Origin of the sequence: Halotia branconii CENA392 (genome assembly GCF_029953635.1) — a bacterium.
Classification (GTDB): domain Bacteria; phylum Cyanobacteriota; class Cyanobacteriia; order Cyanobacteriales; family Nostocaceae; genus Halotia; species Halotia branconii.
This window is the reverse complement of sequence record NZ_CP124543.1, coordinates 5,767,715-5,791,196: the sequence shown is the minus strand read 5'-3', so window position 1 is coordinate 5,791,196 and position 23,482 is coordinate 5,767,715. Positions and strand designations below refer to the sequence as shown.

Annotated in this window: 20 protein-coding genes, 1 tRNA gene and 1 other annotated feature (1 of these 22 only partly in view); of the genes, 11 read left to right on the top strand and 10 right to left on the bottom strand. The window is 40.7% G+C overall.

The window, feature by feature from the left end:
* Positions 1 to 810 precede the first annotated feature (810 nt).
* Positions 811 to 1,926: a PstS family phosphate ABC transporter substrate-binding protein gene (locus tag QI031_RS25605; RefSeq protein ID WP_281482398.1), complete on the bottom strand. Its 1,116-nt coding sequence runs from the start codon at positions 1,924 to 1,926 to the stop codon at positions 811 to 813.
* A 262-nt stretch (positions 1,927 to 2,188) separates the two neighbouring features.
* On the opposite strand from QI031_RS25605, the gene QI031_RS25600 reads away from it, so the two are divergent.
* Positions 2,189 to 3,520: a protein kinase domain-containing protein gene (locus QI031_RS25600; protein ID WP_281482397.1), complete on the top strand. Its 1,332-nt coding sequence runs from the start codon at positions 2,189 to 2,191 to the stop codon at positions 3,518 to 3,520.
* A 438-nt stretch (positions 3,521 to 3,958) separates the two neighbouring features.
* Here QI031_RS25600 and crtR read toward each other — a convergent pair whose 3' ends face one another.
* Complete coding sequence (gene crtR / locus QI031_RS25595; protein ID WP_281482396.1) at positions 3,959 to 4,858, bottom strand: beta-carotene hydroxylase; 900 nt, start codon at positions 4,856 to 4,858, stop codon at positions 3,959 to 3,961.
* A 422-nt stretch (positions 4,859 to 5,280) separates the two neighbouring features.
* Between crtR and pyk the strand changes: the two genes are divergently transcribed.
* Both pyk and QI031_RS25585 read left to right on the top strand, forming a co-directional pair.
* The gene (gene pyk, locus QI031_RS25590) at positions 5,281 to 7,047 is read left to right on the top strand and encodes a pyruvate kinase (RefSeq protein WP_281482395.1); all 1,767 of its coding nucleotides are present in this window, start codon (positions 5,281 to 5,283) and stop codon (positions 7,045 to 7,047) included.
* A 628-nt stretch (positions 7,048 to 7,675) separates the two neighbouring features.
* Positions 7,676 to 8,389 (top strand): PEP-CTERM sorting domain-containing protein, encoded by a 714-nt coding sequence (locus QI031_RS25585; protein WP_281482394.1) that lies wholly within the window; start codon positions 7,676 to 7,678, stop codon positions 8,387 to 8,389.
* A 233-nt stretch (positions 8,390 to 8,622) separates the two neighbouring features.
* Here QI031_RS25585 and nblB read toward each other — a convergent pair whose 3' ends face one another.
* The 7 genes from nblB to dpsA form a co-directional block, all read right to left on the bottom strand.
* Complete coding sequence (gene nblB, locus QI031_RS25580; RefSeq protein ID WP_281482393.1) at positions 8,623 to 9,288, bottom strand: phycobilisome degradation protein NblB; 666 nt, start codon at positions 9,286 to 9,288, stop codon at positions 8,623 to 8,625.
* Between the two features lie 96 nt (positions 9,289 to 9,384).
* Positions 9,385 to 9,843, bottom strand: a complete 459-nt coding sequence (locus QI031_RS25575; RefSeq protein WP_281482392.1) for a CBS domain-containing protein — start codon at positions 9,841 to 9,843, stop codon at positions 9,385 to 9,387.
* A gap of 267 nt (positions 9,844 to 10,110) precedes the next feature.
* Positions 10,111 to 10,548 carry an 8-oxo-dGTP diphosphatase MutT gene (gene mutT, locus QI031_RS25570; protein WP_281482391.1) on the bottom strand — a complete coding sequence of 146 codons (438 nt, stop codon included), beginning with the start codon at positions 10,546 to 10,548 and terminating at the stop codon, positions 10,111 to 10,113.
* A 275-nt stretch (positions 10,549 to 10,823) separates the two neighbouring features.
* On the bottom strand, positions 10,824 to 11,165 hold the full coding sequence (locus QI031_RS25565) for a DUF760 domain-containing protein (RefSeq protein WP_281482390.1): 342 nt from the start codon (positions 11,163 to 11,165) through the stop codon (positions 10,824 to 10,826).
* Positions 11,166 to 11,456: 291 nt separating this feature from the next.
* Positions 11,457 to 12,413, bottom strand: coding sequence for an RNA polymerase sigma factor, RpoD/SigA family (locus QI031_RS25560; protein ID WP_281482389.1), 957 nt, complete (start codon positions 12,411 to 12,413; stop codon positions 11,457 to 11,459).
* A 952-nt stretch (positions 12,414 to 13,365) separates the two neighbouring features.
* Positions 13,366 to 16,629, bottom strand: coding sequence for a carbamoyl-phosphate synthase large subunit (carB, locus tag QI031_RS25555; protein ID WP_281482388.1), 3,264 nt, complete (start codon positions 16,627 to 16,629; stop codon positions 13,366 to 13,368).
* A gap of 533 nt (positions 16,630 to 17,162) precedes the next feature.
* Positions 17,163 to 17,717, bottom strand: a complete 555-nt coding sequence (gene dpsA / locus QI031_RS25550) for a DNA starvation/stress protection protein DpsA (protein ID WP_281482387.1) — start codon at positions 17,715 to 17,717, stop codon at positions 17,163 to 17,165.
* 463 nt (positions 17,718 to 18,180) lie between these two features.
* Between dpsA and QI031_RS25545 the strand changes: the two genes are divergently transcribed.
* Both QI031_RS25545 and QI031_RS25540 read left to right on the top strand, forming a co-directional pair.
* The gene (locus QI031_RS25545; RefSeq protein WP_281482386.1) at positions 18,181 to 18,438 is read left to right on the top strand and encodes an Asr1405/Asl0597 family protein; all 258 of its coding nucleotides are present in this window, start codon (positions 18,181 to 18,183) and stop codon (positions 18,436 to 18,438) included.
* Positions 18,439 to 18,510: 72 nt separating this feature from the next.
* The gene (locus tag QI031_RS25540) at positions 18,511 to 19,179 is read left to right on the top strand and encodes a (2Fe-2S) ferredoxin domain-containing protein (protein ID WP_281482385.1); all 669 of its coding nucleotides are present in this window, start codon (positions 18,511 to 18,513) and stop codon (positions 19,177 to 19,179) included.
* A 202-nt stretch (positions 19,180 to 19,381) separates the two neighbouring features.
* Here QI031_RS25540 and QI031_RS25535 read toward each other — a convergent pair whose 3' ends face one another.
* On the bottom strand, positions 19,382 to 20,341 hold the full coding sequence (locus tag QI031_RS25535) for a glycosyltransferase family 2 protein (protein ID WP_281482384.1): 960 nt from the start codon (positions 20,339 to 20,341) through the stop codon (positions 19,382 to 19,384).
* A 150-nt stretch (positions 20,342 to 20,491) separates the two neighbouring features.
* Here QI031_RS25535 and rplS point away from each other — a divergent pair, with 150 nt between their 5' ends.
* The 6 genes from rplS to rplA all read left to right on the top strand — a co-directional run bounded on the left by rplS (position 20,492) and on the right by rplA (position 23,407).
* The gene (rplS, locus tag QI031_RS25530) at positions 20,492 to 20,854 is read left to right on the top strand and encodes a 50S ribosomal protein L19 (RefSeq protein WP_281482383.1); all 363 of its coding nucleotides are present in this window, start codon (positions 20,492 to 20,494) and stop codon (positions 20,852 to 20,854) included.
* A gap of 148 nt (positions 20,855 to 21,002) precedes the next feature.
* A tRNA-Trp gene (locus QI031_RS25525) sits at positions 21,003 to 21,075 on the top strand.
* A gap of 202 nt (positions 21,076 to 21,277) precedes the next feature.
* Positions 21,278 to 21,499, top strand: a complete 222-nt coding sequence (secE, locus tag QI031_RS25520; protein ID WP_281482382.1) for a preprotein translocase subunit SecE — start codon at positions 21,278 to 21,280, stop codon at positions 21,497 to 21,499.
* A complete protein-coding gene (nusG, locus tag QI031_RS25515) occupies positions 21,499 to 22,131 on the top strand; it encodes a transcription termination/antitermination protein NusG (RefSeq protein ID WP_281482381.1) in 633 nt (210 codons plus the stop codon). The genes secE and nusG overlap by 1 nt, the downstream gene beginning before the upstream one ends.
* A gap of 6 nt (positions 22,132 to 22,137) precedes the next feature.
* Positions 22,138 to 22,563, top strand: a complete 426-nt coding sequence (gene rplK, locus QI031_RS25510; RefSeq protein WP_281482380.1) for a 50S ribosomal protein L11 — start codon at positions 22,138 to 22,140, stop codon at positions 22,561 to 22,563.
* A 127-nt stretch (positions 22,564 to 22,690) separates the two neighbouring features.
* Entirely contained in the window at positions 22,691 to 23,407 is a 717-nt protein-coding gene (rplA, locus tag QI031_RS25505) for a 50S ribosomal protein L1 (protein ID WP_281482379.1), read from the top strand.
* Between the two features lie 74 nt (positions 23,408 to 23,481).
* Position 23,482: a sequence feature (ribosomal protein L10 leader region), on the top strand (it continues 165 nt past the right edge of the window).

The following is a 23,482-nucleotide window of genomic DNA, read 5'->3' as shown; positions in this document are numbered from 1 at the left end:
AAGATATTTAAGTAGACAGTTAAGACAGTTAAGAGAATGTTTGAAAAGTCAAAAAGGGTGTAAAAAAGCTCGACAGAATAACAGTCAAACACAGCTATTCTCGTAAGAGTAACCACTGATGCGTCTATGTGGTAACTTGCGGCAAGCCTTTTGGTCTACGTTTTTTCATAATTTTGCGTCAGTCCTGAGGTTGAATCATAAAACCTCTGTGTAAACCTCCGCGCCTCTGTGCGTTTAAAAAAATTCTCATTGACAAAAGCCATTTATTTTAAACTCTCACAAATCCTCAGAGTCCTACTTGCACATCTTCAAGAATGCCAAGTGCGTCAGAAACTAGGACAGCTGCGGAACTTCATTTTTGATTATGGTAGATGAATTTTTAGATATTTATCCTGTTTTTCTAAGTTTTCATAGTTATAAAAAAAGCAAGATGTAGATAAAAGCAGTTAATAAAACAGCCGAAAATTGAATTAAATAATTAAAAGAAAACTAAGACATTTAAGACAAAAAAATTAAATTTAAAAGACAGTTAACACTGTTAAACAGATAATTAAAAGATTGAAGATAGTTATTAAAAAATCATTACTAATTATTAATATTTTAAAACTCATAAACTTTTTGCTCTATTATTATCTCATATAATAATAGAGCAAAGTTTTATAAACTCCTTCTGGCAAATTGTATAACCTAGAAGACAGTTTTTGTATTTGATCTTTTGCGATCGCTTAATTTTACCTTTTTAGGTTAGAAAACAGAAACTAATGTAGTACTTTGTCTTTTGATAAAGAGCCACACCCAAAAGTAGCTTATTTACTTTCCTTGGCTCGACGAAGCTACTGAATTTTCACTTGTTTCTGCAACAAACCCAACTTGCTTGATTACCCTTTGACCCTGGTCAGTCTCCAAAAGTCTGGCATAAGCTTCTCCTGCTTGCTGCTCCTGTCTTTGGTTTTGCTTAATAATCACAAACAGTCTAGTGGTGATAGGATAACTACCATTCTTGATTACTTCCGTATTCAGCTGATTGCGATTTTGCGGACACTGATTTGAAGGTACTAAAGGTTCTTGGTAGGGGGGAACTAACTGTGCGGAAGTAATACCCAAACGTAGAGGCTTGACCATACATTGATACACTACTCCACGAGCAGAACCATAATAAAGACCGCCAGGAGTTTGGTTAACACGACGCAGAGCCTCAGTCGTGGAGTATACATACTGCACATTAGACCCAAGAATTTGCTTGTCTAAAACTTCCTTGCCAGAAACTAATAGCAAATCTGCATTTTCTGGATGCTGAGAAAAGGGGGTAATAGCAAGGTCTGGCCCGCCCACTTGTTTCCAGTTGGTTATTTTACCTAAATAAATCTGCTGCAACTGTTCAACAGTTAAACCAGTTACTTTTAGTGCTGGGTTAACTACTACTGCTATGGCATCAATACCAACCTGACGTTGCTCTAAAGTAAAGCCTCTCTGCCGAGCTATATTTCTTTCTGCGGCTGTCAGGGGGCGAGAAGACTGAGCAAAATCTAATTTCCCGTCAAGCAACATGCGAATACCTGAGCCATTACCAGGGCTACTATCAGCGGGATTCACGTATTGCAGCTGAAACTCTGGACGAGTCAGCTGAATCTGAGAATCTACGAGTTGTCTAATGGGTGCCCAGGACGTACTTCCACCATAATTAAAATAACCACTAGGCACATCTGTCACATCTTGAAAGGTAGACATTGCCCGATTGTTAGAGGTGTTTGTTACACTTACAGTAGGCGAAGGAGTATTTTGAGCTACTTGGAGGCGAGGTTTCAACCATAACCACAACAGCCCACCCATGACTACTAATGTAACTAATTTACCAATTATTACACCTCTGATCAGTTGCATGGCATCATGACTCAGTGGTATGCTTTTTTTGCTATCGTTAGCCATTTGTTATATCTTCCAGTGGTTTATTTCGTCTTATAATTAAGATGAAAAAATTACTTACAGTAAACTTACGGTTTACTAAATTATTTCTTAATTATGTCCAAACTTCTCAAAGTACTAAATGAAGTTTTTATGAAGTTTAGTTAAGGCTTCTAGAAATCTACGATTAGTTCTCTTAGTAAAGAACATAATATTAAATTGATTATTTTATAGATAAATATTTTTAAGTAAAATTACTTAATACAGTTGTTAGGGACAGTGTAACATGTTAAGCAGCAAGTTACTGGGGGATCGCTACCAAATTATTCAAGTTTTGGGTCAAGGCGCATTTTGTCAAACATACATGGTTCAAGACACTGACCTCCCTTTTTATCCCACTCGTGTAGTCAAACATTTCTTACCTAGTAGTAGATACTCTATTTCGGTAGAAGTACGCAGACGGCTATTTACGCGAGAAGTAGAAGCGCTCAAAAAATTGACCAATTATGACCTTGTGCCCCGTATTTTAGATTCTTTTGAAGATAATCTTGAGTTTTATTTAGTGCAAGAGTTCATTGAAGGATATCCCCTGAGTGTGGAACTATCGGCTGGTTACTGCTGGTCTGAAGGTAAGGTTTTTCAACTACTGCAAGAGGTTTTGGGTATCTTGAATTTCATTCACGCTCAAGGACTGATCCATCGAGATGTTAAGCCGAATAATATTATTAGACGAAAGCAAGATAATCGGTTAGTACTGATTGACTTTGGAGCTGTCAAGCCTTGCGATGAATTGGTCAGAGGTCAAGGAAATACTTCAATTTTTCTACCTCTTGAACAACATACTACGATCGCTATTGGTACACCCGGTTATATGCCTAGTGAACAACAACGAGGCAAACCACGCCCTAGCAGTGATATTTATGCTTTGGGCATAATTGGCATTCAAGCCCTAACAGGACTACACCCGACACAATTACCAGAAGATGCTAATACAGGCGAAATTATCTGGCAAGACCGCGCCCAAGTAAGCGATGGTCTAGCTGCGGTACTCAATAAAATGGTGCAATATCATTTTCAAAACCGATATCAATCAGCGAAAGAAGTTCTAGAGGCGTTATTGCCCCTTACTAATCTTTACCCACCAAGACAAGAGTTAGACCCTAATGACCCTACTATTTTATGGTCTCAGCTTCTTTCACCTGGGCAAGATACTAAGGAAGTTTTAGGAAGTAAGACATCGTCACAGCAGTTAGACAATCAAAACAATGATATTACTCTACCAGAGGAGTTGTTACCACCCAGAAATCTCTACCCACTAAAACAAGAATTACCTTCTAACTCTCTACCAGTAAATGTAACGACAGTTCCTCAATTTCCTTCATCAGAAAACGATACTAACGAAGTTCTAAGAGAAAAAGTATCATTAATATCAGAGCAACAAAGTACCATGACTACGATTACTGCTTTTCCACGTAAATCGGCTTTGCTAATTGGTTTAATGGTAGGTACTATATCGGGATTATTTCTGATGCTTTTGAGTTATTGGTCTATGCAGGTCATTTCTCCCAATCCTCACCTAGAAAATTGGCAAATTCAACTACTCAAGAAATTCCGTTAAGCTACTCTCAAACGAAGAATAAGATACTTACGCAAATGAATGATACAGTCGTGAAGAGAGATTAATCTAATAGCTGCAACAAAGATTCTAATATTTTGTAACCCCATTTGAGCGTCATCAATCCGCAGATGATTGTCAGTCCTATACAGAACATGATACCTTTCGCTAACGGAATCGAATTAAAAAAATAGGTATAGCTGCACCATTGTATTACACCGATTATTAGTCCAATTGCCGCCCCAGCACTAAAGCGCTTAATCAATATGTTATCACTTCCTGGTTTTGATTTCGGCTGGTTTAGTTGGGATTCTACTGGTTTCATAATCAAGCTTTGATATTTTAAATAACAATAAAGATCAACATTTTCTAATTGTACAGTGATAAATTATTGTCATTAATAATTTGTCACTCATTATTCATACTGTCACGTATGCTTTGCTAGTTTTTAGATGGTTGATTGTGATGGAATCTAATTCCTAGAAAAACATCATAAACAAACTCAAAAAAATCCTTTTTTTGCAATAAACCTGAAGTTTGATAACATCCTTTTTCATCTAAAAGTGGCTTCATCACATAGTATGCAGGCTGGTAATTATACCAGGGGATAGAAGGCCATAAATGATGAATTAAGTGATAATTTTGTCCCATAATCAAAATATTCAAGATGGGGTTAGGGTAAACGCGGGCATTTTTCCAGCGATCGCGTTCAACAAAAGGACGATGGGGTAGATAATCAAAGAATAATCCCAGTGCTATACCCACCAAGAACGCTGGAATGAACCAAAAATTGAGCAAGTATCCCAAAAAATGATACTGAACTGCAATATAAACAATCACACCCACAATTAAGCGGCTAATAAACCATTCCAATAGCTCATATTTACGCCATAGTTGCCGTTGAAAGAAAAATACTTCGTGGTACAAAAACCGTACCGCAATCAACCATAATGGCCCACCTGTAGAAACGTAATGATCTGGGTCGTCTTGAGGATGGTTAACATGGGCATGGTGCTGTAAATGCACCCGCGTAAAGACTGGAAAGGCAAAAGCTAATATCAGGGCGCTGCCATGACCTAACATTGCGTTAATCACCCGGTTGCGATGGGCAGATTGATGGCAAGCATCATGAATCACTGTCCCAGAACAATGCAAAGCTAGAGTGTTAATGCTAAAGCATAGCCAGTGTGGCCATAGCCACAGCCAATAACCAAAATTAGATAACACCAGCATTGCCACTGCTGCTAAAAACAGCAACAGTGTTGGATTTAAATCACCAGGAGGCGCTAAGAATTGCTTGGGTGGGACTTTTAATGATTTTTGTGCCTCCAACGTGAGCATTTGTAACTCCTTTTTAATCAAATATTAAGAATATACGATAAATATGAGGGAATAATAAACTTTCGTTAACTTTTGTCTAGCAAGATTTATCTACATCTTTACTTATAAGCAGACGAATAACGCTATGATTCCAGACGAAACCCAAGTTTTTGTTGCTGATTAGGGTGTGTCAGCCAAGTAAAAAAGAAATGATGTGACAAAATCTCTCTGAGGGAGGATGGAGCCAAGATTGGTGTACGATAACTACTCTATCCCACAACTCTTAGGGAGAATGATGAGGAAAAACAAATAACTCCCAATCCAAAATTTAGTTTTCAAAATCCCATTTTTTTGTAACTGCTTAAGTCATTGACATAGCATTGACTGAATACTAAATCTTTAATTTAGTAGACTTCCCAGATAGCTCCCTAGAATCAGCCCTTATGCAATTAAGAGATTATCTACGCCGGACAAAAATTGTCGCTACGATTGGCCCCGCCACCAGCAGCCCCGAAATGCTCAAGGCGATTATTGAGGCAGGTGCAACGACGCTGCGGCTAAACTTCTCCCACGGTACTCATGCTGACCATCAGCGTAGTATTCGCTTAATTCGGCAAACTGCTTTTGAACTAAATCAGCCAGTGGCAATTCTCCAAGACTTGCAAGGGCCAAAAATTCGTTTGGGACGGTTTGAAAATGGTTCTATAATTTTGGCAAAAGGCGATCGCTTCACCTTGACAAATCGTCCAGTTATTGGAACACAAGATATTAGTTGCGTCACCTACGATTATTTGGCAGAAGAAGTTCCCGTAGGAGCAAAAATTCTCCTCGATGATGGACGAGTAGAAATGCTTGTAGAGGAGATTAACCGTGACAAAGGTGATTTACATTGTCGTGTTACTGTAGCTGGCAAGCTATCTAATAATAAAGGCGTGAACTTTCCTGGAGTTTACCTATCGATTAAAGCCATGACCGACAAAGATCGTGAAGATCTGATGTTTGGTTTAGACCAAGGTGTAGATTGGGTAGCACTTTCCTTTGTCCGCAATCCTCAAGATATTATCGAAATTAAAGAGCTAATTTTCAGTACAGGCAAGCAAGTACCAGTGGTTGCCAAAATTGAAAAACATGAAGCTATTGAACAAATGGAAGCAATTTTAGCTTTATGTGATGGCGTGATGGTTGCCAGAGGCGACTTAGGGGTAGAACTACCAGCGGAGGATGTGCCTGTACTGCAAAAACAGTTGATTGCAACCGCAAATCGTTTAGGGATTCCCATCATTACAGCTACCCAGATGTTAGACAGCATGGTGAGTAATCCCCGTCCTACTCGTGCTGAAGTGTCGGATGTCGCCAACGCAATTTTAGATGGTACGGATGCAGTGATGCTTTCTAATGAAACTGCTGTTGGCAATTATCCAGTAGAAGCTGTAGCCACAATGGCACGAATTGCCGAGCGCATTGAGCAAGAAGAAGCACACTCAGCAACACGTCAACTCAGAGATGCTAGGCGTTCTATTCCCAATGCTATTAGCCAAGCTGTGAGTCAAATTGCCGAACAACTGGGAGCAGCGGCAATTATGACCTTAACCCAAACTGGGGCAACAGCTCGTAATGTCTCTAAGTTTCGTCCTCAAACACCAGTTTTGGCAATTACACCTCATGTAAATGTGGCACGACAGTTACAGATGGTATGGGGAGTCAAGCCATTATTAGTACTAGGACTACCTTCTACTGGTCAAACATTTCAAGCTGCAATTAATGTCGCTCAGGAAAATCAATTGTTATCTGAGGGCGATTTGGTAGTGATGACTGCTGGCACACTCCAAGGCATTTCCGGTTCAACAGATTTGATTAAGGTTGAAGTGGTGACAGCGGTGCTAGGTCAGGGAATTGGATTAGGACAAGGTTTAGTAAGTGGTCGCGCTAGAGTAGCTCATACTGGAATGGAAGTGAGTAACTTTAATCCTGGAGATATTTTAGTTGCACCCCGCACTAGTGCTGATTTTGTTGAGGCAATTCGCAAAGCTGCCGGAATTATTACTGAAGATGAGAGTTTGACAAGTCATGCCGCGGTAATTGGCTTGCGTCTTGGTGTACCAGTAATTGTGGGTGTGAAAACAGCAACTGAAGTAATTCGAGATGGGGCGATTTTAACGCTCGATCTGCAACGGGGTTTAGTTTACTCTGGGGCGGTAGGAACACCATAGTTAGGATGAAGTGTGAAGTATAGATAAAAGGCTTCACACTTCATTTTTTCGGGTCAAAATATGATGTCCGCGATCGCTTTCATCCAAAATCGAATAAAGCAGAGACAGAGTTACACTCTATTCTTGGGCTAAAATTGCTAATTTTTGAAATATTCAGGTGCAAATGTCGTCTGATTATAATTCCAGTCTTTATATCTAAAAAATATTTTGTTTAATCTACAATTCCTTGCTAATTTAACTAGAGATTAGAAGATATCCTAATCTCCGGTTGCTTTTTATAATAATTTGATGAAATACAAAATATACGAAGACCAGCTATATAGACAATAAAAAATTTATGAAGTCTACTATTGACATAAAAATGTGATGAAGACCACTCAGTAGATCTTGCATACTTCTAGAAGGCTATGTAATTCTGTAGAAGTAAAGAACACGGTATCTACTGAATACTGACAGTAAGAGTCTTCTACCAAATTGGTTAATATAACCAATCTATTTAGTTTATGAACAAAATGCTTTTTAGAGTTTACTTACTAATTGATCTCTATGTTCATAACTAATTAAACAATACAGAAAAACACAATAATCCCCTCGGTCTCGTAATTATTTATAGGAGCCTTAAATGATAATGACTACTTTTAGATCTAAAGTCTTAAATGCAGCTTTTGCAGTCACTGTTGCAATTCCTTTAGCTGCTGCTGGAACATTTACCTTTGCTAATTCTGCCGAAGCGGCTGCATTAAAAGGCGATTTTCAGTTAATTGGTGGCTTAACTACTAGTCCTTTTAGCTTTAGCCTTGTTGAATTATCAAAAACATCTCTAACTTTCACTCCTCAGCCAATAACACCTATTGGACTTGCTCACACCACAGGAAGTTTTACATCTTTCAATTCAGGCAATATAGGTAATATTATCCAGTTTTCTGCTTTGTCTGCGGATAATCCCTTTATTGACTTTGGTCAATTGACCATACCTGGGGTGATTCAAGCTGGAGATAATACTGCCTCGCTAGTTGATAAAATCAATACTTTTACTTTGCAATCTGCTAGTTATTCGGTCGCACAAAGCGGTAGCAACGTTAGTATAAATGTTGCACTTAATGGTTTCTTCACTAGTGCCCTTGGGGAAATATCTAAGGGTTCAGGCAACTTAACTTTTCAAGCAAACAATACAACAGTTGATAGTGTCAATTCAACTCTCAATAGCGGCGGTTCGCTTAAAAATATGTCTTTTTCTGGTGGTTTGTTTGCTACTGTTCCTGAACCAACTACAGTGCTGGGTTTAGGGATAGTTGGCGCAGCAATGGCTATCTCTCGCCGCCGCAAAATTAAAGGTATCTGATGATTAGTTTAGGGCATGGTGAGACAGCGCTGCGGGAGGGTTTCCCTCCGCAGGCGACTGCGAACCCGAAGGGGGCATAGGGCATAGGGTACTTATACTGAGCGTTAGTTGCTGAGCGCAGTCGAAGCAAGCCGAAGTATGGGGCATGGGGATTATTATTCTCTCCTTCCCCATCTTCCTTGCCTCTTCTTTATGGCTTGATTGATCTCTGCAAAAGTTAACTAAACACAAATTTAAACTGACTGCAAAGATTTTTTGGCTTCATTTGATATGGCTTCTACTTCATCGTTCGCCAGGGTTTCTAATACAGATTTGGCATCTGCACCACCCAAACGAGTCAAGGCTTGGACAACTCTGTAACGGATTTGCCAATCTGAATTTGTGGCGTAAGGAACTAAAAGCGGAACGGCTTGTAAGTCTCCTAAATCGCCAAGGGAACTAATAGCAGCAGTTTGTACTAATTCGTTTTCTGAAGAAAGCGCTTCTTTTAGTAATTGAAAACCTCGCGGATCGCCTAACTCTCCTAATGTGGCGATGATGCTAAACTGTACCAGCCACTCTGGGCTTGTATGATATAAATGCTCTAAGTCCTCAAAAGCAGTATGTAGCTTTAAAGCACCCAAACAATCTGCGGCGGCTGCTTGCACATCAGGTTCAGGATCATTGAGCAAGCGATCGCGTAATATATCCAAAGATAAATCTAAATCCTGGGTTCCGAGAGTATCCATTAGACTGACTGCTGAATATCGTACTCTGGAATTACTATCACCAATGGCAACTTGAATCAGTTCAAAAGCGATCGCTGGTTCTAGTTCACGGGCTTGATTCACACCCCGCAAGCGATCGCCCAAGTCTTCAGAACTGAGCAATTGCCGCACGGATTCAGGAGTAATACTCATTTATGTATCCTTAATATTTATAAAAGTGCTAAAAAAAGAGTTAATAGTCAACAGATGTTTGACCATTAACCGTTGACTATTGACCATTAACTAATCTTAACTGGCTGCCATCGCTCGAATAATATCGCCACGAGTGAGGATACCAACTACTTGACCCTCGCCATCAAGTACTGGTAAGCGGTGAATACTGCGATCATGCATAAGTTGTGCTGCTTCTTTAATGGTTTTGTCAGGGGTAATAGTGACAGGGTTTTTGCTCATCACTTCCCCAACAGTTTGTCCTAGTGCTTTATGCACGTCACGTTCGTAAGTAGCAGGATTTTGTAAATAAATGACACTATCTAGAAACATGATGTAAGCCGGAGGCGTAACACCAGTTTCTTGCCACATCAAATCTGTTTCTGAGATAATGCCCAGCAATTTACCGACATCATCCACAACAGGTAGCCCACTGATACGTCGTTCTGCAATAATTTGGACGGCTTCCTTTAGTGGAGTTTCAGCCCGGACAACAATTGGGCTATGGCTCATCACATCGGCAACGGTTTTAGGCATTTGCTTACTGACACTCTCAATCAAAGTCTCTGGGATTATTGTAGAAAATTGCGGGACTTAACCTGATTCGGTTAATACATTGTTACTGAATTGGGAATAGGGCATGGGGCATGAGAAAAAGGAATTGGGGACAAGGAGAATTGGAGAATTGGGGAAACAAATGTCTCCTTGTCTCCCTGTCTTCCCCTGCTCCCTGCCCCCGGTCACTGAGCGTCTTGTACTGAGCGAAGCCGAAGTAAGCCGAAGTGCTACTCCTCTACTTTTCTTCTAGCCCCTAGCTCCTAATTCCTGTTTTAAGGCTGCAATAATTTGACTATTTGCTTGGGGAAAAGTAAATTTTTCCAAGTCATCCAAACTTACCCAGCGGATTTCATCACATTCTAGGGGTTGGGGAATACCTGAAAGCAGACGGCAGTGATGTACCGTTAGGGTAACTCTTAAGTGGGTATAGGTATGGTCGATGGTAATCAGATGGTCTTTGACTTCAATCCCTATTCCTAACTCTTCATAAATTTCCCTTTGAATACATTCTTCAACGGTTTCACCGGGTTCGATCTTGCCACCAGGAAATTCCCATAAACCGCCCATTGCACCTTCTTGACGACGGCGATCAATTAAAATTTGCTCCCGTTCGTTCCAAATTACACCAACACCAATAATTTTATGAGGTGGTAAAGAACTAGTTTCACTCGTCTTTGGTGGCATGGTTTATGTAAAAAAACGCAGGAAATCAACTGCTTTGGTCTTGTGCATACGCCTAATCTTAATTAAAACTTACACATAATAAAACCCCAACAATGCTAGCATTTGAGATTTCTTTTGAGGATATTGCTAACGTATCGCTGGGGATTTGGGATTCAAGGAAGGTAGACTGTGAGGATTCTAGATGATGCTAACTTTTGGTGGTTTGTTTCTCCATAACTGAGAAAAAACATAAGTCCAAAATAGAATTAAACTTTATTAGTGAAAATTTAAACTTGCTAATCAATTTCACTATTATTTTCGGTTCCTTGCAAAGCCGTTTCAAAGTTCAGTCTCTGCTCAGCATTACGCAAGAAATATCCACTCATCATCGCAGAAGCCAGCAATCTACCAAGACTTTCTCGACTTGTAGTTACAGTTACGCCAAATTGTTCTGAGGGCATATTTCCTAGAAGTCCTATAATGTTGCGCTCCATTACTTGCAAGACTTCGGAAGAGGTGGGTTTAGATAACTGGGTAACTGTATCTGGACTCATTGATTTAACGTATTGCCACAGTAAATTCCCAGTCTCTGATTCGCTATTAAAAAATTCTGAAACTTTATTGGATGGGTTACTCACTTTATACCTCCTAATATTACCACTGCTAGCTACAGTGTTTGTGATTTTAATAATAAATAAACGCCTGTGTTTTATTTGACTTGGCTTCTTATGGAGTGTTCCTATCAAATAATGTAACAAGCTAAGTCTCACATAGGAGTCGGTGTAACCGTACCAAAAACAGCGTGTTTTCTCGCCTTATTTAGTCAAAAGCCAAAGCTTCGACTTCGCACAGCGCCGCACTCAGCCTTGATCCTGAGCGCAATCAAAGGGTCAATAGTCAAAAATTTATTGTTGACCATTGACCATTGACTAACTTGCTAAATATTCATCCATGCTAGCTTTAGATTTGCGAAGTTTGGTGAGAGCTTCGCGCTCAATTTGCCTGACTCGTTCACGGCTAATATTCAAGATTTCGCCTATTCTAGCCAAAGTTAGGGCTTGTCCATCTGCTAATCCAAAGCGCAATGTGATTACTTGCCGCTGCTGAGGAGTAAGTTCTTCCATTAAACGCTCTAAGTCATAGGATAGGGAAGATTGCATGACAAATTCTTCTGGAGAAGCTCCTGGATCTTCCAGCATTTCTCCGAGTTCAGTATCATAGTTATCTCCCAGCCGTAAATCTAACGACAAGGGCAATCGAGCTTTCTCTAGGTACTCGCGTACCTGCTTGGGTGTCAATTCTAATTCTTGAGCTAGTTCAGAGGCAGAAGGCGCTCTTCCCAATCGTTGAGATAAATGACGCTGTGCCTTTTTAATCTTGTTTAACTTCTCAGTAATATGAATCGGTAGGCGAATAGTGCGAGCTTTTTCGGCGATCGCCCGCGTAATGGCTTGACGAATCCACCAATAAGCATAAGTAGAAAATCTGTAACCTTTCGTGGGGTCAAATTTTTCTACACCTCGCTGCATTCCTATACTACCTTCTTGGATTAAGTCGAGTAAATCGACGTTGCGCTTAATATATTTTTTGGCAACAGATACAACTAGGCGCAAATTGGCTTCTACCATTTTACGCTTGGCAATTTCGCCTTCAGCGATCGCCTCGTTCAACTCTACTGTTTCTAGTTTTGCCGCCGTTGCCCACTCTTCTATAGTTGGTTGACGATCCAACTGGGTAGCAAGATTTTCCCTCACTTCGTGCAACGTGCTAGAACGCTGCACTTGTTTGCCATAAAAAATTTCTTCCTCGTGGGTTAAGAGTGGCACACGGCCAATCTCCCGCAGGTAAGTCCGCACGAGGTCTGTGGCTGTTTGAGCGGTCTTCATGGCGCTACTCTTTGGTAATGATGGATTGTTAGGTAGGGTCATTAATTGATAGATGCTCTTGGAGGGCGCTACCCAGTTGAACTGGGAACCCATGATGGTTAGCAAGTTGTGCGTCCGAGAGTCTCGGTGGCTCGTAATTAATCACATTTAGACTCTTAACTGCAAGACGTTACAGTTTTTTATTAGCTTTTACAAGTGTCTTTGGTTAGATAAAAGGTAATAAGATTGACATTTTTTGTATTTAATCATGATTAATAATTGTAACATTTATGAGAAAATTTGGAATACCTGACAACCTAGAATTTTCCATATATTCTAGTCTATGCACTTGATAATTCTTCTTGATGCTCCATTATCTACTGTCCTGGTCTAAAAACCGTGTTCCTTGCAAACAAGGCTTTTTATTCATTTATTTTCGGTTGAAAGCGTCTTGTTCTTCAGTAAAAATAACTTTTGTCAGAAGTCTAATTTTGCCATGATTTGGAAGCCAATTTATATAAATGTTTCACTAGAGAAAAATAAATTCCTCATATTTGTTAAAATATCTCAATGAGAACAATAATTATTCTTCTATAATAATTGCTTAATTTTTCTTGTAAATATGGCTTAATGCAGATTTTGGAATAGGAAAGGGGAACAACTACAAATTTTCCCCGTAGTTTCCCAATTCTTTAGTAAAATAAATTACCCTTGCTTTCTAGTGGTCTGCCAAGATAAGTTTGCTAGGTTGATGGGATAAAAGTCTAGTTCTTTTTTCCCCCTGCTTCCCCAATACCTTTTGGTTAAGGGAGAAAGGAAAAGGGTAAAAAGGAAAAGAAAAGCCTTTAACCTTTTCCCAAAACGCAATTTCAAGTTAAAAATGCTTAACCGAATAGTAGCGCCTGCTTCCCCTTCTTTTTTTGCCTGCCTCCACCCGTAATTTTTAGGTTGACAGACCACTAAGGTCAGGGCATCACAAAGGTATCGTGCAGTATTCTTGGATGACTTTTACGTCTAAAGTCGTAGTTTGTAAAGAACGGATCGCAGCGACAGTAGCTTTGGCTCCAGCGATGGTAGTAATGATGGGAATTTTATAAGCTAAGGCTGTACGACGGATTAATCTAGCATCAGTCTGAGCTTCTTCGCCTGAGGGTGTATTGATGATAAGTTGGATTTTCTGATTTTTGATGGCATCTAGGACATGAGGACGGCCTTCGTGAAGTTTCAGTATTAGCTCAACGTCTAATCCTTGTTCTTGGAGTACTTGGCCTGTACCAATGGTAGCCATAACGGTGAAGCCTAAGTCAATAAATTCCCTAACTACAGGAACCGCAGCTGTTTTGTCGCGATCGCTCATCGACACAAATACAGTTCCTTGCAGAGGTAAACGCTCACCTGCGCCTAATTCTGCTTTAGCATAGGCGCGTCCAAAATCACTATCAATCCCCATCACCTCACCAGTAGAGCGCATCTCTGGTCCCAATATAGTATCAGTTCCGGGGAATTTATTAAAGGGTAAAACTGCTTCTTTAACGGCAATATGAGATGGAATGACTTCCTGGGTAAAACCTAGTTCCTCTAAAGTTTGACCAGACATAATTAAAGATGCAAGTTTTGCTAATGGCACACCCGTAGCCTTAGAAACAAACGGCACTGTACGCGAGGCGCGGGGATTAGCTTCAAGAATGTAAACTTGAGGAGAATAGCCTTGAGCGCCAACAACAGCAAACTGAATATTCATCAACCCGACAACTGATAGTGCTTGTGCTAGTTGCACTGTCCAAGTGCGAATTTGATTAAGTACCGCTGGTGGTAAAGAAATCGAGGGTAAAGTGCAAGCGGAATCTCCAGAATGAATCCCGGCTTGTTCAATGTGTTCCATAATACCGCCAATTACTACTTGTCCTGTGTGATCGGCGATCGCATCGACATCGACTTCGATGGCATTTTCTAAAAATTTATCAATTAAAATTGGATGTTCTGGTTCCACCTGCACTGCAAAACTCATGTAGCGTTCCAATTCTGTATCAGAATAGACAATTTCCATTGCCCGTCCTCCTAATACATAGCTAGGCCGCACCACTACCGGATAACCAATACGTTTAGCAACAATCAGCGCATCTTCATAACTCCGGGCAATACCGTTCGGCGGTTGAGCAATCTTTAACTGATTGAGAATCTGCTCAAATCGCTCCCGGTTTTCTGCCATGTCGATAGAATCTGGTGATGTACCCCAGATTTTGGTGCTGAGCGTTGATTGATCGCTATTAAGTACTTGTTGGAGGGGAACAGCTAACTTCAATGGTGTTTGTCCGCCAAACTGAATAATCACACCCACAGGATTTTCAGCTTCGATGATGTTAAGGACATCTTCTTTTGTCAACGGCTCAAAGTAAAGGCGATCGCTGGTGTCATAATCTGTAGAGACTGTCTCTGGGTTTGAGTTGACCATAATTGTCTCAAACCCTGCTTTTTTCAGAGCATAAGCAGCATGACAACAACAATAGTCAAACTCAATTCCCTGGCCAATGCGGTTAGGGCCACCGCCTAAAATCATTACCTTCGGCTTTGTTGCGGCTAATACTTCCGTTTCTTCTTCGTAGGTAGAATAGTAGTAAGGAGTAAACGCTTCAAATTCAGCAGCACAAGTGTCTACAGTTTTGTAAACAGGGATAACTCCTAATTGTTGGCGGTAGGCGCGGACTTGATCTTCGGTTGTTTTAGTAGCAAAAGCAATCTGGCGATCGCTATATCCATCCCGCTTAACTCCATACAATTGAGCTTTTGTCAACTGCTTTAATGGTGTCCGCTTGAGGAATTTCTCTACATCCAACAGTTGCTGTATTTTATCTAGAAACCACGGGTCAATACCTGTGAGTTCGTAGATTTCCTCGCTACTTAGTCCCAATTGTAAAGCATGACGCACAGCAAAGATGCGATCGGGGTTAGGTGTTCGTAAAAGGGCGCGAATTTGTTCGCCACTGGGTAATTTTTCTGGTTGGTCGCAACCCCAACCAGCGCGTCCAGTTTCTAAGGAACGCAGCGCCTTTTGGAAGGATTCATTGAATGTCCGCCCAATTGCCATTGCTTCACCCACTGACTTCATTTGGGTTGTCAGCACTGAGTCTGAACCTGGGAACTTTTCAAAAGCAAAGCGAGGAATTTTGGTAACTACATAGTCAATTGTCGGCTCAAAAGATGCGGGAGTTTTCTTGGTGATGTCATTTTTAATTTCATCTAGGGTATAACCCACAGCTAGCTTTGCCGCCATCTTGGCAATGGGGAAACCTGTAGCTTTAGAAGCCAAAGCGGAACTACGAGATACACGGGGATTCATTTCAATCACAACTACATCTCCAGTTACGGGATTGATGGCAAACTGGATATTAGAACCACCAGTTTCTACACCAATCTCGCGGATGATTTTAATTGCCATATCCCGCAACCGTTGGTATTCTTTATCGGTGAGGGTTTGAGCAGGAGCGACGGTAATTGAGTCTCCAGTATGAATACCCATCGGGTCAAGGTTTTCGATGGAACAGATAATCACGACGTTATCTGCTAAATCGCGCATTACTTCCAACTCGTATTCTTTCCAGCCGAGTAGAGACTGGTCGATCAGAATTTGCGAAACGGGGCTGGCATCTATACCTACCTGTGCCATTTCTTCAAATTCTTCTTGGTTGTAGGCTATACCACCGCCACTACCACCCATTGTAAAGGCAGGGCGAATAATTAGCGGATAAGTACCAATTTGGCGGGCGATCGCTTTTGATTCTTCTAAAGATTCGGCTGTACCACTGGGACACACAGCTACCCCAATCCTGGCCATTGCCTCACCAAAAAGTTTTCGGTCTTCGGCTTTTTCGATGGCTGGTAGTTTAGCGCCAATTAATTCAACATTGTACCTTTCTAATACCCCATTTTTCGCTAGAGCGACTGCGATATTCAGGGCAGTTTGTCCTCCCATTGTCGGTAGTAAAGCATCTGGGCGTTCTTTGGCGATGACTTTTTCGACAATTTCTGGTGTCAACGGCTCAATGTAGGTGCGATCGGCCGTTTCTGGATCAGTCATAATTGTGGCAGGGTTAGAGTTAACTAACACCACCTCATAGCCTTCTTCTCGCAACGCTTTACAGGCTTGAGTACCAGAGTAGTCAAACTCACAGGCTTGTCCAATCACAATTGGGCCAGAGCCTAACAGCAGTATTTTCCGGAGGTCTTGACGGCGGGGCATAGTTGTTGGGTTGGAGTACGAGAATACAAATCCTGATTATTTTAAGGGTCTTTACCCTCACTCATATTATTTATTATCAAGTTTTCCAGGTTTGATAACAGACACTAGAGAAATATGATGAGGAGGTTTTTATACAGTTACTCTCTTTGATCTACCTCATATTTTCCATTATCTCTATTTTTGTATATGTCTAATTTTAGTTAATTCCCAAGAAATAATTTCCTAGCTGCTTGCTAATAGTTTTGATTTAAACTAATAATTTTTGCAATAATTCAATATTTATTTTCTACACTTACTTCTAACAGTTATTTTTATATAATCAACTTGAATAAGAAAATTTCCTAGCTAGCTTATTGCCAATAATTTTTAATATCTATCCCTGATTAAAACTATATCTTGTGTTGTTTTATTGATTTAAATTAAAAATGGCAGAGATATGTATCATTTCTCTGCCATTCTTTATATTTTTTTAAGACCTTGGTTCGCCAACATTTTCTTCAGTCTAGAGTCAACCAATCTAGATGATGAGGCTATTAGTTTTGAGCAGGTTGAACAAACCCCAAGGTTAAACTGTCTTTAGCAAGGAAGTGAGCCAGATGATAAGCTCTTTCTTCAGTTTTTAAGAGAATTTTTTCGTACAAATAGCGTGTGCCGCGATCGCCTAAGCTCTCTGCCTGAGCCGCTTGGCGGCGAATCACATTGATGATGGCTTGTTCTGCCGCTAGATCATTTTCTACCATCTTGCGAGAAGAAAATACGCCATCGGCTTCTGGCTCAAAGCAGGTTAATTCTGCTAGTTTGCTGAAACTAGCGGCTGGCACACCACCCAGTCCATTTAAGCGCTCACCAATTTCATGGACATGGTCTTGAACTTCGTCATAACTTTCGTTGAAAAATTCATGCAGTGAGTAAAATTCTGCACCTTCAACTACAAAATGATGTTTTTGGTACTGTAAATAAAGTGCCTGAAAACTAGCTAATACGACATTAAATCCTTCGGTTACCGGAGCAGTTATACTGCGATCCAGCAAAACAGGATTGTCATATACCTGACCAAAATTTTGTAACATAGTTTGCGTATCAGACATTGTTCTCCCTCTTTTTAGCAGTTATGGATGCCAACTGTTTAGCCTTTACATCTTAACATTTTAAAAACAAAAGCAAGACTATTCAATATCATAAAGTTTCGGATTATCTGTCTTTAAAAGTGCAAATTTTACTTATTAGTGAAATGAACACAGAAACAGAGCAGGGGAAGAGGCAGGGGAAGCAGGGGAAGCAGAGGAGCAGAGGGGCAGGGGGAATGAAATCGAATCAATTTTTAATTTTTAATTTTTAATTCCCGAAGGGATGCCCTATCCCCTATTCTGCTTTTCTCGCTTGCAACAGGGAATTATTACGAATTTTTTATATTTTTTTGCTAAACTAATTGAGAATTGTTTGCACTTAAGTTATGCTTAGAAAAGAAGTTGTATTCCCAGGAATGCTAAACGTCGGCGAGTAAAAGCATAGTAGTTACTGCAATTTAGTTGCACTTTGGGGGCTAGTCTTTTGAAATCGTTTAGTTCAGAAGTAGAAAATAAGCACGTTGTTGAGGTTAGTTGGGCAGACCGCTGGCAAATCTATCAACGCTTACAAGAGCTAGATATTCCTTGTTGGTGTGAGGCCAACCAACCATTGAAAGTCGAAATTGGCAATCCTACGGCAGCTTTTCAACTTTGGTGTGTGATGCGACGATTTACAGCTTCTCGTCAAGACTTAATTTGGACTCTTGAACATAGTTGGCATAGTCGTGACCAACACTTGTAATAATTGGCGGCGGTTCAAAGCAGCTCACTTAAATGTCTTAGGCTCACTTTAGTAAAAAATAGGTCAAACAACATGAGTGCATCTCACAATCAGAAAATTTCAGAATTTCGCCTAGAAGGAAGATTTATTGATTTTGTTATTAAAGATGGCTATAAACTCAAAGGCTTGACATTAGCAACTTCTGAAGGTGAGTGCTATGTAAAACTTGCAAAACATTTAAGAGCTAATTTTGACTGGAGATTACCTCCAGGCACTTGGTTACAAGTTGTTGGTGAAAAAAAATATGATAAAAAAAGTGACATAGTGACACTGAAGGCTGAACAGGTAATGGCAGCGCAAAGTGATATGGGGAAAGTTCCGACTCTCACACCAGGACAGCAACCCCCAGAAGATCATCACGCCAAAACCAAACCAGCTAAAACTAAAGCTACGATTTTAGTGTGTCAAAAGTCTGACTGTATGAAACGCGGTGCTAAAGGAGTTTGTCAGGCACTAGAAGCAAGTCTAAGCGATCGCGGTTTAGAAGACCAAGTAAATATCAAAGGTACTGGCTGCATGAAAAACTGCAAGGCTGGCCCCAACATAGTAATGCCAGATAAAACTCGCTATAGCCGGATTCAAGCTGCACAAGTTCCCGCAGTTATGGACAAGCATTTTGCTAATCAAGATAGACATCAAGATTCAGAGAATCTGCGGGAAATAGCAATACCCGTAGCAAGATTCGCTGGGACTGGTAACTAAGTTCCTACTGTATTAATGAGAAAAGTTAATAATAAGTATTTTTATTCTCGTGAAAAGTGTATAGATCTTTTGCTAAAAATTAGCAAAAGATCTATTTTTTGGAGATAAGTAAATTTGTATCAGTTAAGGCTAAAACCCTTTGTCAAAGTAAATTTTTGTAACGTAGATCCGCAAACGGTAAGCCTGTGTCTACGTTATTCAGTCAACCATCCGTAAGTCCTGACTCAATCAATACACATTTACGAATTGGAGAGTTGGAGGTGTGAGATTGACGGGAAAAGATAGCAGTTACTAAAAGTCGCCAAGCAAAAGGAGAAAATAAAGATTTATCTAACATTGATACAAAGCTTTGCAGGTTTTTTTGCTTCAGTGCTACCAAAATCCAATGTAGTTTGAGGTAATTTTTAATATCCTCAAATGCAGGAACATGGGAGCGATGTTTTTCGGCAATTAAGGCATATATTTTTTCTTTCATTAAAATATTTGTCTCTAGCCTTTGAGATAAAGAAAACTTTTGATTATAAGCACCAGGCCAAATAGTCCGGTAGGCAAGGCATTGATTAATAAAAATAGCTTCACCAAATTGAGCAATGCGAATCCAAGAATCAATATCATCACAGTTAGCATCAAGCTGGGAATCCCAACCGCCAGTTTTACAAAAAGCTTCCCTTTGACAGGCGACTTGTACAGGTGTACCAAAAGGCACAACTTCTAAGAGCATTCCATAATGAATATCTGCTTGAGGGATATAACAAGCTAAACCAGACCCTACTTGCGGGGTACGACTTAATTCAACTTCATCAGCATTTACTTGAGCCGCAATACAAGAGCAAATGACAGCCTCAGGGCAAAGTGCGATCGCTTTTGCCATTTGTTCTATACACTTACTATCTAAATAGTCATCATCATCCAAAAATTTAATCCAGTCGCCGCTGGCTTTTTGCACTCCAGCATTGACCGTTGCTGCATGACCTTTGTTAACCTCATTACGGTGGTAGACAACCGACTCACCCAAACTTCTGATATATGTTTCAGTATCTTCACTAGAACAGTCATCAGCAACAACTACCTCGCAAGGAATTGTCTGGTTAAGTGCAGAATCAATCGCTCGGCAAAGCAAATCTAAACGGTTATAAGTAGTAATGACGACGCTAAATTTCATAAATATCACACTTGCATCTCAATCTTCTGCAATATAGCTTCCCTGACTATGCTGCTGTATCGGTAAAAATCTCAATCTTGAAATTCAGTAGACTGAAACAGGATGATCGATTTATGATTAATGATTGTGAGTTTTTAAAGCATACAGACCATGAGCGCTCAAGAGATTATCCGTTCTATTGAAGCGGAACAACTAAAATCTGATCTTCCTACAATTTATGTAGGTGATACTATAAAAGTCGGGGTGAAAATCAAAGAAGGCGAAAAATACCGTGTACAACCTTATGAAGGAGTTGTAATTGCCAAACGTAACGGCGGCATTAATGAAACTATTACAGTTCGCCGCGTATTCCAAGGCGTAGGTGTAGAACGGGTCTTTCTGTTGCATTCTCCCCGGATTGACAATATCAAAGTCGTGCGTCGTGGTAAAGTACGGCGTGCTAAGCTATATTATCTGCGCGATCGCGTCGGTAAAGCTACCCGCATCAAGCAACGGTTTGACCGTTCTTTATGATGTTATATCAGGGTGTGGGAAAAATCTCTACGAAACAAGAAGCGGCGTTTGCCGCTGATTTGTTCTCTAGACAAAAATAGGGTAAGATAAGAATCGCGTTGCGTTAAACTAAAAGTTCAGCGCAATAACTGAATCCAATCCAGCTTGTGCGCTCTTAGTTCAGTTGGTAGAACGCAGGTCTCCAAAACCTGATGTCGGGGGTTCAAGTCCTCCAGGGCGCGCTCAAAAGCAAGAAATACAGCCCGGAACAATAGCACAGCTGCTAACATAGCAGTTAGTGCTAATGATTTCGGGTATAATTATTTAAATAATAATTTACAGCTTTTTTGCTTTTAGGTAAGTAGGATGGATTTGAAGCTGTAAACCTGAGCGCAAATTAGCAAGCAGGATATAGCTGTATAAGAAACGGGGAGATTAACGACTGTGGCCAAAAAAAATGAAGCAGAAATGCCAGAAACCACAAATGGGTTTAGTTTTGTCAACTTCTTTCAGGGAACTAGAGAAGAACTGGAGAAAGTAGTTTGGCCTAGTCGCAAGCAGTTGGTGAGCGAATCAGCGGCTGTATTGCTCATGGTGACACTCTCCGCTTCTTTAATCTATTTGGTCGATGGATTTTTTGGTTGGGCTGCAAAACAGGTGTTTTGATGACTTCCGCAACAGACGAACCACTTAACTCAGGTTTGCAGTCTGAGGAAACAGCAGAAACAGCGCTCAACGAAGCACGCTGGTATGCAGTGCAAGTAGCCTCAGGCTGTGAAAAACGTGTCAAGACAAACTTAGAACAACGCATCCAAACGTTTGATGTCGCTGAAAAAATTGTTCAGGTAGAAATTCCCCATACGCCAGCGGTAAAAATCCGCAAAGATGGCAGCCGGCAGCACACAGAAGAAAAAGTTTTTCCTGGCTACGTGCTAGTACGGATGGTAATGGATGATGATTCCTGGCAAGTAGTGCGAAATACTTCCCATGTAATTAACTTTGTGGGAGCAGAACAAAAACGTGGTAGCGCTAGGGGTCGTGGTCACGTTAAACCTGTACCTTTGGGTCACTCCGAAGTAGAACGGATATTCAAACAGACTACAGAACAAGAGCCGATTGTCAAAATTGACATGGCTACTGGTGACAAGATTATCGTGCTTTCTGGTCCATTTAAAGACTTTGAAGGCGAGGTGATTGAAGTCAGTCCAGAGCGCAGTAAGCTGAAAGCCCTGCTTTCGATTTTTGGGCGGGACACACCCGTAGAATTAGAATTTAATCAGGTTGAGAAACAAAGTTAAACACAGATGGCGAAGAAAATAGTAGCGGTCATTAAATTGGCCTTAAATGCTGGGAAAGCCAACCCAGCACCGCCAGTAGGCCCGGCATTGGGTCAACATGGTGTGAACATCATGATGTTCTGCAAAGAGTACAACGCCAAAACAGCAGACCAAGCTGGAATGGTAATACCTGTAGAAATTTCGGTTTTTGAAGACCGGAGTTTTACATTTGTACTAAAAACACCACCAGCATCAGTACTGATTCGCAAGGCAGCGAAAATCGAAAGAGGCTCAAATGAACCCAACAAAAAGAAAGTTGGGACAATCACCAAAGCCCAACTGCAAGAAATCGCCCAAACAAAAATGCCTGACCTCAACGCCAACGACATAGAGGCGGCGATGAAAATTGTGGGCGGGACTGCTAAGAATATGGGTGTCACAATCACAGATTAGTTATTAGTTATTGGTAATTAGTTCAGTTGTAAAGAAACAACTGACAACTGACAACTGACAACTGACCACTGACAAAAAAAATTTATCGGGGGAGAGGCCAAGCTTCGGAATTACCCCAGGAGAAAAAATGGCAAAAAAAATATCGCGCCGTTTGCAAGCGCTGCAAGAAAAAATAGAAGACAGGGATTATGCACCTTTAGAAGCTTTAAACCTTCTCAAAGAGACTGCAACAGCCAAATTTCCCGAAGCCGCTGAAGCACATATCCGGCTAGGGATTGATCCTAAATATACAGACCAACAGTTACGGACAACGGTAGCGCTGCCCAAAGGTACAGGACAAGCCGTCCGGGTAGCGGTAATCGCTAGGGGTGAAAAAGTTACAGAAGCAAGCAATGCTGGTGCGGATTTAGCTGGTTCAGAAGAATTGATTAACGAAATTCAACAAGGGATGATGGATTTCGATAAGTTGATTGCCACACCGGATGTCATGCCGCAGGTAGCGAAGCTCGGTAAGTTATTAGGTCCTCGTGGTTTGATGCCATCGCCCAAAGGTGGAACGGTAACATTTGACGTAGCAAGTGCGATCGCAGAATTTAAAGCTGGTAAATTAGAATTTCGAGCTGATCGGACTGGTATTGTCCATGTTATGTTTGGGAAAGTATCCTTCTCGCCTGAAGATTTGTTAATCAACTTGAAGGCGTTGCAAGAAACAATTGACCGTAACCGTCCTTCAGGAGCTAAAGGTCGTTATTGGCGCACAGTATATGTGTCTGCCACTATGGGACCATCGATTAGTATCGATGTCAGCGCCCTACGGGATTTGAAACTGACCGAAGCAGCTTAACTTTAGTCACTAGTCAGTTGTCAATGGTCAGTGGCAAATAAAAAACAACTGACAACTGACAACTGACAACTAACA